At 51.8% G+C, this 13942-nt stretch carries 8 protein-coding genes; 5 read left to right on the top strand and 3 right to left on the bottom strand.

Features of this window, described 5'->3' with window-relative positions:
* The first annotated feature begins 47 nt into the window (after positions 1-47).
* A complete protein-coding gene (gene nifJ, locus BGX14_RS00475) occupies positions 48-3611 on the top strand; it encodes a pyruvate:ferredoxin (flavodoxin) oxidoreductase (protein WP_095878756.1) in 3564 nt (1187 codons plus the stop codon).
* A 263-nt stretch (positions 3612-3874) separates the two neighbouring features.
* Here nifJ and BGX14_RS00480 read toward each other — a convergent pair whose 3' ends face one another.
* The 3 genes from BGX14_RS00480 to BGX14_RS00490 all read right to left on the bottom strand — a co-directional run bounded on the left by BGX14_RS00480 (position 3875) and on the right by BGX14_RS00490 (position 7134).
* Positions 3875-4888 carry a glycoside hydrolase family 5 protein gene (locus BGX14_RS00480; RefSeq protein WP_095878757.1) on the bottom strand — a complete coding sequence of 338 codons (1014 nt, stop codon included), beginning with the start codon at positions 4886-4888 and terminating at the stop codon, positions 3875-3877.
* Between the two features lie 12 nt (positions 4889-4900).
* The gene (locus BGX14_RS00485) at positions 4901-5794 is read right to left on the bottom strand and encodes a S1 RNA-binding domain-containing protein (protein ID WP_095878758.1); all 894 of its coding nucleotides are present in this window, start codon (positions 5792-5794) and stop codon (positions 4901-4903) included.
* A gap of 302 nt (positions 5795-6096) precedes the next feature.
* The gene (locus tag BGX14_RS00490) at positions 6097-7134 is read right to left on the bottom strand and encodes an Rpn family recombination-promoting nuclease/putative transposase (protein WP_158223179.1); all 1038 of its coding nucleotides are present in this window, start codon (positions 7132-7134) and stop codon (positions 6097-6099) included.
* Positions 7135-7357: 223 nt separating this feature from the next.
* On the opposite strand from BGX14_RS00490, the gene BGX14_RS00495 reads away from it, so the two are divergent.
* From BGX14_RS00495 to ilvC, 4 genes are all read left to right on the top strand, one after another.
* Positions 7358-10291, top strand: coding sequence for a fibrobacter succinogenes major paralogous domain-containing protein (locus BGX14_RS00495; RefSeq protein WP_095878760.1), 2934 nt, complete (start codon positions 7358-7360; stop codon positions 10289-10291).
* A gap of 167 nt (positions 10292-10458) precedes the next feature.
* Complete coding sequence (locus BGX14_RS00500; protein ID WP_158223180.1) at positions 10459-11682, top strand: hypothetical protein; 1224 nt, start codon at positions 10459-10461, stop codon at positions 11680-11682.
* Positions 11683-11718: 36 nt separating this feature from the next.
* Positions 11719-12117 carry a LamG domain-containing protein gene (locus tag BGX14_RS00505; protein WP_095878762.1) on the top strand — a complete coding sequence of 133 codons (399 nt, stop codon included), beginning with the start codon at positions 11719-11721 and terminating at the stop codon, positions 12115-12117.
* 117 nt (positions 12118-12234) lie between these two features.
* On the top strand, positions 12235-13719 hold the full coding sequence (gene ilvC / locus BGX14_RS00510; RefSeq protein WP_073306105.1) for a ketol-acid reductoisomerase: 1485 nt from the start codon (positions 12235-12237) through the stop codon (positions 13717-13719).
* The last annotated feature ends 223 nt before the right edge of the window (positions 13720-13942 follow it).

Genomic DNA, 13942 nt, shown 5'->3' on the forward strand with positions numbered 1-13942 from the left:
AAAACGATGCGTTGAGATGTTTACTTAATTTTTGGAGTATCCTACCTATGGCAAAAAAGATGATTGCCGTTGACGGTAACGAAGCCACCGCCAACGTAGCTTTTCAAGTAAGCGAAGTCGCCGCTATCTATCCGATTACCCCGTCTAGCCCGATGGCCGAGCATGCGGACAACTGGAGTGCGGCAGGTAAAAAGAATATCTGGGGCCAAGTTCCCCGCGTGTTCGAAATGCAGTCCGAAGGCGGTGCCGCAGGAACGGTGCACGGAGCACTTCAGGCGGGAGCTTTGACGACCACCTTTACGGCATCTCAGGGCCTTCTCCTGATGATTCCGAATATGTACAAGATTGCGGGTGAACTCACCCCGACGGTTTTCCATGTAACAGCCCGCTCGCTTGCCGCGCAGGGCCTTTCTATTTTTGGCGACCATTCCGACGTGATGGCCTGCCGCCAGACGGGCTTTGCCATGCTGAGCTCTTCTTCCGTACAGGAATGCCAGGACTTGGCGCTCGTCGCCCACGCTTCCACTCTGGAAGGCAGAATCCCGACGATGCATTTCTTTGACGGTTTCCGTACTTCGCACGAAGTGATGAAAATCGAATCTCTCGAAGACGGCGTCATTCGTCAGGTCATTGATGAAAAATATGTCAAGGCTTGCCGCGAACGCGCGCTGACTCCGGATCGTCCGACCATGCGCGGAACAGCCCAGAACCCGGACGTCTATTTCCAGGGTCGCGAAACGGTCAATAAATATTACGAAGCGTATCCGGCAATCGTCCAAAAATATATGGACAAAGTGGCGAGCTTTACCGGTCGCCAGTATCATCTGGTGGATTATGTCGGGGCCGCCGATGCGGAACGCGTCATCGTCGTGATGGGCTCGGCCGCTTCCACCATCAAGGATACGGTCGCCTATCTGAATAAGAAGGGTGAAAAGCTCGGCGTGCTGATTGTGCGCCTGTATCGTCCGTTCCCCTCGGAACAGCTTGTCGCCGCTCTGCCTAAAACCGCAAAGAAAATTGCCGTCCTCGACCGTTCCAAGGAACCGGGTTCCGCAGGCGAGCCGCTTCTCGAAGATGTGATCACGGCGATTTCCGGTGCAGCGATGAAAGGCGAAATTGCGCTTCCGTCGATTATCGGCGGGCGTTACGGCCTTTCTTCCAAGGAATTTACGCCGGCGATGGTCAAAGCGATTTTTGACGAACTCGCCAAGGCTTCCCCGAAAACCCGCTTCACGGTGGGCATCAACGATGACGTTTGCCACACTAGTTTGGATGTCGATCCGAATTTCAAGCTCGAAAGCGACTTCTTCCAGGCGATGTTCTTTGGTCTGGGTTCCGATGGCACTGTCGGCGCCAACAAGAACTCCATCAAGATTATCGGCAACGAGACTGACAATTATGCGCAGGGCTATTTCGTTTACGACTCCAAAAAGTCCGGCTCCATGACGACTTCGCACTTGCGTTTTGGAAAGTCCATTATCGACGCGCCTTATCTCATTGAAGAAAATCAGGCGGACTTTGTGGCTTGCCATCACACGCCGCATTTGGAATCGGTCGATATGCTGAAATATGCGAAGGATGGGGCGACATTCCTCGTGAACACGCCGCATTCTGCTGAAACCGTGTGGGACACTTTCCCTCGCCCCGTACAAGAAGCGATTATTGCCAAGCATCTCAAGGTGTATGTCATTGATGCCTATGCCGTCGCTGCGAAAACGGGAATGGGACGCCGGATCAATACCGTCATGCAGACTTGCTTCTTCAGCAAGCTCGGCAACGTTTTGGATGCAGATACCGCCATCAAATACATCAAGAAGTATGCGGAAAAGACCTATGCCAAGAAAGGCATGGAAGTCGTTCAGAAAAACTGGGACGCAATCGACGCCTCTCTCGCGAACCTCCACGAAGTCAAAGTGCCGAATGCGGTAACGAGCAAAACGGAGTTCCGCGAAGCCATTCACGGCGACGCCCCGCAGTTCGTGAACGAAGTCACTGCGGAAATCATCCGCGGCAACGGCGAAAAACTGCCCGTCTCGAAAATGCCGGTTGATGGCGTGTTCCCGACGGGCACGACCAAATATGAAAAGCGCGACCTCGCTTTGGCGATTCCTAGCTGGAATCCGGACGTCTGTGTACAGTGCGGCAAGTGTGCGATGGTCTGCCCGCATGCAGCGATCCGTATCAAAGTTGTGGACGAATCCGCACTCGCCAATGCGCCAGAAGGATTCAAATCCGTGGCGGCAAAGGGCTACAAGCTTGCGGGTTCCGAAAAGCCGATGTTCACTCTTTCCGTTTCCAGTTACGACTGTACGGGCTGCGGCGTTTGCACGCAGGCTTGCATCGGCAAGGACAAAACCGACGAAACCAAGAAAGCCATCAATATGGTTCCGCAGGCTCCCATTAAAGTGCAGGAAGGCAAGTGCTGGGACTTCTTTGTGGATCTCCCGGAATTTGACCGCACCCAGGTCAATAAGAATCTGGTCAAGCAGGCGATGCTTCTGGAACCGCTCTTTGAATTTAGCGGTTCTTGCGCGGGCTGCGGCGAAACGCCTTACGTCCGTTTGGTAAGCCAGCTTTTCGGTGACCGCATGGTCGTCGCAAATGCGACAGGCTGCTCTTCCATCTACGGCGGCAATCTCCCGACGACTCCTTGGGCAAAGAACAAGGACGGACGCGGCCCTGCTTGGGCGAACAGCCTCTTTGAAGACAATGCCGAATTTGGTTTAGGCTTGCGCCTCGGCGTTTCCAAGCATGCAAAACAGGCGGTGGATCTTTTGGACTCCCTCGCAGACAAGCTTCCTGCCGACCTCGTTAACGCATTGAAAACGCAGGAGCAAAAAGACGAAGCCGGCATCCAGGCTCAGCGTGAAAATGTCGCCAAGTTGAAGGCGGAACTTCAGAAAATCGGCAGCGACGATGCCAAAACATTGGCGGACGAATTCGCCGACTATCTGGTCAAAAAATCCGTATGGATTATCGGAGGCGACGGCTGGGCTTATGATATCGGCTACGGTGGACTCGACCATGTGATGGCAACCGGAGAAAATGTCAATATCCTCGTGCTCGACACCGAAGTGTATTCCAATACGGGAGGACAGGCTTCCAAATCGACAAACCGTGGCGCAGTCGCCCTCTTTGCCGCTGCAGGAAAGCGCGCCGGTAAAAAGGACTTGGGACTTATTGCAATGAGCTACAAGAACGTTTATGTGGGTCGCGTGGCCATCGGTGCAAACGATGCGCAAACGCTGAAGGTCTTCCAAGAAGCGGAAGCGCATGACGGTCCTTCGCTCATCATCGCCTATTGTCCGTGCATCAACCATGGTTTCGATTTGAACAACCAGCTCGCTCACCAGAAGATGGCGGTGGATTCCGGCTACTGGACGCTTTTGCGTTACAACCCGGCACTCGCCGCAGAAGGCAAGGCCCCGCTGATCCTCGATTCCAAGAAGCCGACCATTCCGGTGAAGGAATACATCTACACCGAGAACCGCTTCAAGGCTTTGACCCGCACCAAGCCGGAAGTCGCCGCACAGTTGGCCGACGACCTGCAAAAGGAAGTGGACGCACGCTTTGCGTATTACGAAGCCATGAGCCAGAACACGACGGTGTAAGTCCTAAAAAACCCTCTATTTTAAAAGAAATCCCCTGTCATTTTATGGCGGGGGATTTCTTTTTGTAAGAAGGTTCAAAATAAATCGTTTCTAGTGATTATACAAAACGGCTACATTCAGAGTTTTACAAAGCCGGAGACGAAGATGTGAATTTAACTCTAGCAATGTATATGCTAGGATTCAGTTCGTATTTGGGATTTAATGAAGTGAAGTAACTGAAAGTAAGGACGGTCAGAAGACGCGTCATTTGACGTTAAAAAAGGTTATCGTCTTGAAAAAAGATACCGGCGAAGCAGTTCGTAGTGCGCGCTTGTCAAACCGAAATCCATGTCCTTGTAGCTCCAAATGGCGTGTCCGATATCGTGTTTGTCAAAAACGTTCAAAACGTCGCGGAACCATTTGACCGTTTCTTGGGGATCGGCTTTGTCGATAACGCCGAATTCTCCGCAATAGAGCGGAACGCCGTTCGCCTTTGCCGCGGCCAACGCATTTTGCAAAAAATCTTCAAAAAATTCTGTTCCCATTCGGGAGGATTTTGCCTTCAAAATGTTTTCGCCCATATAACCGAGGTCTCTGGACTTTTCACGGAAGAACTGAATGTTTTCTGTAAAAGGAATGCTCGGCGAATCTTTGAGGGCTTCTACCCAGCCGGCTTTCTGATGCGTGAACAAAAGCGGTTCATACAAATGAAACGTGTAGATGATGTTTTGGGACGGAGGCACAACCAGATTTTGTACAAAAGAAGCACTGTTCCAGCAGACGCCGCCATAGATAATTGGAGCATCGGTGTTCTGGCGGATGACTTGAACCGCCCGGACAATCAACTTGTTCCATGGTTCGATAAAATCCAAATCGGTGACTTCGTTCAGCAATTCTAAAACGACGTGAGATTCTTCGGCATAGCGTTTAGAAACCTTGTTCCACAGATTCAAAAAGCGTTCCTGCAATTTTTCGTCGTCAAATAGGCAATTTTTTTCATTGTTTCCGAAATCGTTAAAATCATAACCCGCGGTTTTGTGCAAATCCAGAATGACGTTCAATCCGAACTTTTTTCCCCAGCGGACGGCGTTGTCCAGATATTTCCAGTGGGCGGGAATATCGTTTCCGGACTCGTCTTCGATGAGGTTAAAGTCGAAAGGAACCCGAACATGGTCGAAATTCCAGGCTGCAATTTGCCTGTAATCGTTCTCCGTAATAAAGGTCTCATATCGATGGATTGAATAATCGCATTGAGAAAGCCATCCGCCTAAATTGACGCCATTTTTTAACGAAAGCATACTTTCCTCCGATTACGGGTGTTTGCGAAAATTTTTACGCGGCTTTTGATGGGAAAATCGCCGATTTTCTTTTTTAGGTGCAAGACGGATGCCGTCGTTCCCGATAAAAATGCGCCCTTGACGGAAGAGTCCGCCGATGATTTTTTTAAACGCCTTTTTGGAAACGCCGAACTCCTGCTGGATTTCTTCGGGAGAGCTGTTGTCGGAATAGGGAAGAGAACCGCCAGCCTCTTCCAACTTTTGAATGATGTCGTCTGCGGCATCCATCGTCGCGTGGTAGCCCACAGGTTTCAGGCTGATGGAAAGACCGCCGTCTTCGCGGATATTTTGAATGTAGCCCACTCCGCAATCTCCGATTTCAAAAGTGTCCTGAATGAAAGAATTCAGATGCAATCGACCCGTATAACGATAGTTTACCAGAAAATCGACGTAATCTTCAGCGACATCATAGACCGCCAGATCGACTTTTTGGGAAATGTGCAAATCCCGCGTATCCCTGTCGATAAACGCTTTGATTTTTTCCGTGGCGACAATGCGAGCCGTGCGTTCGTCTTCTAAAATATAGACCACGCAGCGATCTCCGGGCAGAAGCTTTCCGAGTTGCTGCTTGTAAGGCAAAAAAAGATCCTTGTCCAAGCCCCAGTCCAAAAAAGCGCCGACTTCATTGACGTCCTTGACTTCCAGAACGGCAAACTCGCCGACGGTCGCATAGGGCTTTTGTATGGTTGCTATTGGACGGCCTTCGTTATCGACATAAATGAATACTTCTAATTCGTCGCCTTCCTGCAATCCTTCGGGGGCTTTGGAACCGGGCAAAAGAACTCGTCCTCCGCTTTCTACTTCTAAATAAAATCCTTGCGGCTTCACGTCTTCGACCCGGGCGTATTCAAAATGTCCAATGTGCATATAAACCTCAAGCCAAAAATAGAAAAAGGACGGCAAACAAAATTTCTTCCAACATGGAATATGCTATCGTGGTCTATGGAACACGCTTTTTTTCCTTGAAAGAACAAAGAAGTTTAAGTAAATTGGTATTGTAATCGGTCAAGAACTTCGGCGAAAGGTTCGCAAAGGCTTTGCCGGCGGAACAAGTAGATGTTTCCTTCCGAAGTTCTCCTGATTTCTAAAAGAGTCCGCCTTTTTTAAGGCGGGCTTTTTCGTATTTACAAAAAAACGCTCGAGGCGAGGCTTGGATTTGAAAATGTGAATTACAAATTCCGGATTTCCTCTTCGGAAAAACCGGTCTGCTTGGCAATGATATTTACAGGAATTCCCACATCGCGGAAACCTTTCGCCATTTCCCTGCGGGCATTCAAGTCGCCTTCTTCCCGTCCCCTTTCCATACCAATCCCGATACCTTCGTCACGACCCTTTTCAAATCCGATCCCGAAGCCTTCATCACGCCCCTCCTCGTATTTTGCGGCGAGGGCCTTCTCTTCGGCGTCGGCGATGGTCTCGTAGCCGTAGGCTTCGGATGTCTTGATGAAGTCCATTTTGAATTCCTCTTTCTCTTCTTTAGGGAGCAGCTTCTTCAAATATAGAAAAGTCTGCGTGAGAAAACTTTCCGCTTCTTCGCGCGGAAGCTCCTTGAGAGTTTTAATCGCCGTCTGCAAGTGCGCGTGCATTTTCTCGCTGTGGAAAACGTATTTCATGGCTACGAGGGCAAGCGCGATTTTCGGGGAGATGTCCCGGATTTCGTTTGTGCTGAAACTGTCGCCGATGTCCACAAGTTCAAGCACGAACGGCAGGCCGATGCGGTGGTAGTATTCCGGGTAGTCAGGGAACATGGTTCGCACGTCCAGTTCCCAATGTTCCCTGCCGTTGTAGAAGACGATGGCGACGGTGGGGATGTTCCTTTGATTCTTGACCATGATGTGGTACCAGTACTTGACGAGCTGCGCCACCACATTCGGGTCTTTCGAGGACTTGTGTTCCTCGAGGATGCCGACCAAGAGATCAGCGGAGCGTTTCGTTTTCTCGCCGTCTTTTACATCGTTGCTTTCGCATCCGACGCCTGCGATTCTGACGGTGAACGCCAGGTCCGCGTAGCCGAAGCTTTCCGTGTCGCTGAAGGATTCGGAGATTTCGGTGAGGGTCGAGAGGTCCACGGTCTTCAGAAATTCGGCGAGGCTCCTGTTGTTGCGGGCGACGAGGCGCAAAAGTTCCGCGGCCCGGTCGGGAGCCTTGAAGACGGAGCGGAAATAGGAGTCGTGCCCAGCGCGGGCGTTAGCGTTGTTTTCTTTCATGGATTTCCTCGTTGAAATGTGGACTTTCCCAAATGAAAGTCCAACTCCTTTAAACGTTTTTGCGGACGTTTTTTCCACCTCGATTTGTGTAAAATGTTGCTTGCAGGAAAAAGAGGAATTTGGGACGGAAAATCGGTCTATTATGGAGAGGAGAACGCCTTGACTCGTTTTTGTAAGATTCCTATCTTTCCTAACAAAAGAAAGCTTTACAGAGGAGTTGCCCATGTCCAGAATCCCCTTCAAAATGTTTGCCGTGCTTGTCGCAGTGACCGCTATCCTTTCCGCCTGTGGCGATGACTCCTCCTCCGGTTCCGACAAGGGCGAAAAGGAGGAGGGCTCCGTCGAAACCGTCGAAGATTTGGGCAAGTGCCTTTCGGCCTTCGAGGGCGACACTTACTTCGTGGAGGAAATGAAGGGCTCCTACGTCTGCGAATCGGGCGCGTGGAACCCGGTTCCGGGAGTGGGCGAATGCACGGACTCGTTGGCGGCGGCGGGAACGGTCCGCAAGGAGACCCACAAGGCGCTGGCCAATTACGGCGAGTCCTTGGTCTGCGCGGACAGCGCGTGGCGACCGGCCACCGACGTGGAAGTCGCGCTGAAGAACGCCTGCGTGGAAAGCCTGGACGGCGAGTTCCGGGACGACTCCACGAACAAGAAGAAAGTCAAGCACTACGTCTGCACGGGGAACCTCTGGCGGGAGGCGGGCGAGGCCGAACTGGCGGCGAAGGCGCTGTGCACCTATAAAAATTATGGGAGCTTCGCGACGGATTCCAGCGACAAGGAAAACGTGAAAACCTATGTCTGCAAGGACTCGCTCTGGCTTGAAGCTTCTTCTATCGAACAGGCGGCGGGAGTCGTCTGCGATGCGGGCAATTACGGGCTTTTTGTGGCGGATTCTGCGGACAAGGCGCTCCCGCTCTACGTATGCGACGGTGAATTTTTCCGAATGGCAAGCGAAGCGGAAAGCGCAACAAAACGCCTCTGCGATTCGACCCTCTACGGTGACACTTTGAACTTCTACATTTGCACGGAAGGCGGTTGGGAAAAGGACACGACGACCAGCCTTGGCAACTGCACGGACAAGAATGAAGGCGAGATAGTGAAGGAGGAAAACCCGCACCGCCTCTTCGGGCTGCACTCCACGGCGTTCGACTCGAGCTATGTGTGCGATGGAAGCAAAAAGATTTGGCGCGAGGCGACGGCGGGCGAGGCGGCGACCGGGAAGCTCTGCACGGAGAAGGTGGACGGCGATACGCTGAACTGGTTTGTGTGCCATGCGGCGGAAAACGACTGGATTGCCGTTATGACCAGCGGCCTCGGAAAGTGCGACGCGGACTCGCTGGATTCCATCCGGACGGAACCGAACCCGAACTTGAAGAAAGGCGACAGCCTTTTTGTATGCGCGAATAACGGAGGTTTTGCTTGGGAAATTTTAAAGAAATCGCTCCTCGGCATCTGCGATTTGAAAATGCAGGACAGCGTTCGAGCGGAAACGAACTTCAACCTGAAGACCTTCGACACCCTCTTCGTCTGCGATACTTCCACATGGGTGAAGGCGTCGAAATACGACCTCTCCAACAACGGCGTCCCCTGCACGGGCAACCTGAACGCGCAGGTGCTGAAAGGCAAGCTCTGCCTGGACGGCAAGTGGAAGAAAGCCTCGTCCGGCGAAGTGGAGATGGGCGCCGCCTGTCTGGAATCCACCGAAAACGTCGTATCCGTGGAGAAGGGCAAGGTCTGTAAATCCGGCGAATGGGTGACGGCGAGCGCGGCGGAAATCGCGACCGGGAAGGTCTGTACCGCAGCCATTGCTAACTCTGTCGCAAATGGTTATGTTTGCGAAGTGATGGTCGATTCTTCCGCCGACAGCGAAACCATCCAAGCCGCGCTTACCAAATGTTCCCAGACAAGCGATGCCCTTTACGAAAAATTCCTTGCCGGAAATTTGACCGCCGAAGATTGCAATATGTGGCGTGAAGCGAGCGAAGCGGAAAAGGCGACCGGGAGAGTTTGCTCAAATGGAATTTTAGATTCTGTGATGAATGGCTACGTCTGCGAAAATACGGGATGGAGGACTGCAACTGCAGGAGAAATAGCCACAAACAAAATATGCAATGCTGCACTTATAGATTCCGTAATGAATGAATATGCATGCGACAGCACGGGATGGCGTGAAGCAAGCGAAGCGGAAATTGCATTTGGCTCTGTATGTAGAGCCGATGTGGCGGATTCGGTACATAATGGATTTCTTTGCAGAAAATATTCTACCGTATTTGATACCTCTTATTACTTTAGAAAAGCTTCGGAAGAGGAAATGATTACAGGGAAAGAATGTTTGGCTACGGTGCGCTTGGATACGGTGATAAATGGATTCGCATGCACCTATGGCGGTTGGAACGCTGGGGTTACTGCTCGGGAAATTTATCTCAAAAAAGCTTGCTCGTCTTCTACTGAGGGGACGGCGGCGGCTGGGAATGATAGTGCGTTTTTCTGTCAAAATGGGAATTGGTTATCCTCAGGAAGCTTTGTTGATTCTCGGGATTCGCAAGAATATCCTTTTGTTTCCATTGGAAAGCAAATTTGGATGGCTAAAAATTTGAACTTTGCCTACAATCAAAAGACGTCTAGCCTAAACGCCTCCAGTTTCTGTTACGATAACAGCGCGGATTCCTGCGCCAAATACGGTAGGATCTACCTGTGGAGCGCTGCGATGGACAGTGCTGCGATATTTGGCAACTTGGGCAAGGGCTGCGGTTTCGGATCGACGTGTGCGACAGGCTCGGCGACCGTGGTCCGGGGCGTTTGCCCGGATGGCTGGCATTTGCCCAGCAAAAGCGAATTCAACACCTTGGTTAAAACTGCTGGTGGCACCTCTATTGCAGGAAAGGCACTCAAGTCTACAAGCGGCTGGTATAGAGAAGGCTACGGCACAGACGCTTACGGTTTTTCCGCTCTTCCGGCGGGTTGGCGCGATAGTATCGGTAACTTCTCAAGAGTACGCTACTGGGCCCACTTTTGGAGTTCCTCGGAGAGCGAGAACTTCGATAATGAAGTCTATTATATGAGCATCTATTATGACTACAAGACTGCATACACCACCGGGGGCACCGACAAGTCCTACGGCCTCTCCGTCCGCTGCTTAAAGGACATCGACTAAATCCGAGTTTCCAAACCGCGCTTCCCTTCCGGGGAAGCGTTTTGGGTTGAAGAATCCCTTTCCCATTGTCCACGGACAACAGAGACTCTTCTTTTTATGGCGCACCCCTTTTTTGGATGTATATTTCCTTTAGGTAAATGGGATGATACGGCAAAAAAAATTATCGCTTGTTATGGATTTTCGTGGCTCTTCTTGCCGCGTTTTGGGGAGCGGGCTGTTCCGACGAGAGGACATCGCTTGGAAACAGTGCGGAATCTGGGAATCCGGAAATCGCCGGCGTTCTTTATTTTGCTGACGGGGCGGTCGCCGCAAGGGTGCGCGTCCTGCTCGTTCCCGACGATTTTTCTGTATGGCGCGATTCCGTCGATTCCCTTTGGACGACTTGGACGGATTCCTTGGGCCGTTTCGAATTTTCCGCTTCGCCCGCCGAAATTTTTACCCTGGAAGCCGTGGATTCCGTTTCGGGAAAACAGCTGGTGCAAATGGGCATTTCAAAAGATGCGGAAAATGCAAATATCCTAGGCTATCTGGAAAATACGGGAAGCGTCCGCTTGGGTGCGGGAAATTTTGAAAATGGGACAACGGGAGTGGTTTATGTACCGGGGACGACGATTTTCCGCCCGGTCACCGTGGAACAGGGGCATCTTTTTGTGGATTCTCTGCCGGCGGATTCGCTTTGCCCGCTGATTTTCGTTGCGGATTCCGGCGATTCTCTGGAGGTAAACGAACCTGTTCTGGTTGTCGCCGACTCAGTCACAAGCGTGCATTTCCATTCCGTTTCGTTGCGTTTCCGCATTCCGCTCGACATGACCTCTTCGGGAATCGCCCTGGACGAAGACTTGCGCAATTTCCCGCTGGAAATCCGTCTGGATTCTTCGGATTACGACTTCCGTGGTTTGGACCGTCTTCAAGGCGCATGGAATGCCGTACTCTGCGGCGACACCCTTCCGCTTTCGCTCTCCTATGCCGATGCGGAAAAGGGGACTTTCGCCTTCTGGGCTCGGGTGAGCAAATTGCGCGCAAATGCCGTGGACACGCTCTTTTTGTCGTTCGAAGAAAACGCGGAAGCATCTTCCCGGACTTTGGAAAACGTCTTTTCGGACGGCTTTATCGCTGCTTGGCATTTTGACGAAGGGGATTCGGAGGTATGGGATGCGACTGGTAACGGTTTTGACGGTATTCCCGAAGAGGTGTCCGTTGCGGAGGAAGCGGCGGCGGGCGGTGCGCTCTATTATAGCGGCAATAAAGGCTCGGTGACGATTCCGAATTCGGCGACAGGCGCTTTCGATTTGACCCTCCAGAGTTCGGCGACTTTTTCCGTCTGGGTTAAAATGGAAGGGCTGGATATGTCCCGGGTGGTCTTCGCAAGGGCGCATCGCAATACCACCTGATGTATTTCGCGGGTTCTAGTGCATCGAGCTAGCTCTATGAAATTTACACCGACGAAATTTTTGGATTCCTCCGGCAATTCCGCAAGATACTGGTATATGGACTCTTCCGAAGCGTTCGAAGAATGGACACATCTCGCCGTTGTTCAGGATTCGAACGGCGCCGTGCTCTATGTGAATGGGGAAGTCGCTTCCTCTTCGCCGCGGATAGGCAGCAGCACGGCGACGCGTTCCACCGACAGCCTTTTTGCCATCGGCAAGTTGATTTACCCGGCGGACGACCCGACGGATCTGGTCACCCATTATTTTAAAGGTGTGATAGACGAATTTCATGTGAGCCGCAACACGCGTTCCGCCGCCTGGATTCGGGCTACCTACCGGAACCAGAATCCTTTAATCCGCCGGCCCGTCCCCGAAATCGTTCTTTCTGCGCCATGAAGGCACCTTTCCTTGGATTCTTCGGCGTTTCCTTCCTCCTTTTCTTTTCGAATCCTGAAATTTTCAGCGGGATTTGCTACATTTGTCCTCGGTAGCAAACACATTAGAGGTGATAAAATGAACTACTTCAATACACTTCCTCTCCGTTCCAAGATTGAGGAATTGGGTCATTGCCGTTTTATGGAAGCTTCCGAATTCTCTCGCGGAACCGAAGCACTTCAAGGTAAAAAAATTGTCATTATCGGCTGCGGAGCGCAAGGCCTTCACCAGGGACTCGACCTTCGCGACAGCGGCCTCGACGTTTCTTTCGCCCTCCGCGAAGCGGCGATTCAGGAAAAGCGCGCTTCTTTCAAGAATGCGACGGAAAACGGTTTCAAGGTGGGAACTTATCAGGAATTGATTCCGAGTGCCGACCTAGTTTTGAACCTCACACCGGACAAGCAGCACCATAATGTGATTCCGCAAATCATGCCGCTCATGAAAAAGGGTGCCGTCCTTTCTTACAGCCACGGTTTCAATATCATCGAAGAAGGCCAGCAGATTCGCGACGACATCACGGTTATCATGTGCGCGCCGAAGGGGCCGGGTTCCGAAGTCCGTGCAGAATATGTCCGCGGTTTCGGTATGCCCTGTCTGATTGCCGTCCAGGCGGATCACGATCCGGAAGGAAAGGGCTGGGATTATGCCAAGGCTTATGCCGCAGGCCTTCATGCGGATAGGGCGGGAGTTCTCGAAAGCTCCTTTATCGCCGAAGTCAAGTCCGACCTGATGGGCGAGCAGACGATTCTTTGCGGAATGCTGCAGACTGGTACCCTTCTCGGTTTCGACAAGATGGTTTCGGAAGGCATCGAACCGGCGTATGCAGCCAAGCTTCTCCAGTATGGCTGGGAAACCGTTTCCGAAGCGCTGAAGCACGGCGGCATCACCAATATGATGGATCGCCTTTCCAACCCGGCGAAGATTCGCGCCTACGAACTTTCCGTGGAACTCAAGAAAATCATGAAGGATCTTTATCGCCGTCATCAGGACGACATCATTTCGGGAGAGTTCTCTTCGACGATGATGAAAGACTGGGACGCGGGCGACAAGGACTTGCTCCGCTGGCGCGAAGAAACCGGCAATACCGCTTTTGAAAAGACGGCAGCCAGCGACGCCAAAATCACGGAACAGGAATACTTTGACCGCGGCGTTCTGATGGTCGCGATGCTCAAGGCGGGTTCCGAGCTGGCGTTCGAAACGATGACCGCATCTGGCATGAAGCCGATGAGTGCCTACTATGAAACGCTTCATGAAATTCCGCTGATTGCGAACCTTATCGCCCGCAAGAAGCTCTATGAAATGAACCGCGTCATCAGCGACACCGCCGAATACGGCTGCTACCTGTTTGCGAACCGCTGCGTTCCTCTGCTTCAAGACTTTATGAAACAGATCACCAAGGAAGACTTGGGCGAAGTCTATGGTGCAGGCAAGGACACCGGCGTGGATAATGAAAGACTCATCGAAGTGAACAGGGCGATTCGCCAGCACCCGACCGAGATCATCGGTGCGTGGCTCCGCGAACGCATGACCGGCATGGCGAAAATCGCTGTGGCGACCAAGTAACTTCGTTTCTCTAGAACATCTCCTTGGGAAAGGCTCCGATTTTGTCGGAGCCTTTTTCTGTAAAAAATGCTGAGTGAGTTCGCTAGCGAGCAACTTTTGATTTCGGCGATATTGAGGAAGCGGGGGAGTTCTTGGCCGATAGAAGGGATTCAAGACTTCGAGTTTCTTTATTTGCCGAGTAAGCAATTTCTGCCTGAGAAATTGACGCAAGAAAAATAATGGA

Origin of the sequence: Fibrobacter sp. UWS1, from assembly GCF_002300445.1 — a bacterium.
In the GTDB taxonomy this organism is placed as follows: domain Bacteria; phylum Fibrobacterota; class Fibrobacteria; order Fibrobacterales; family Fibrobacteraceae; genus Hallerella; species Hallerella intestinalis.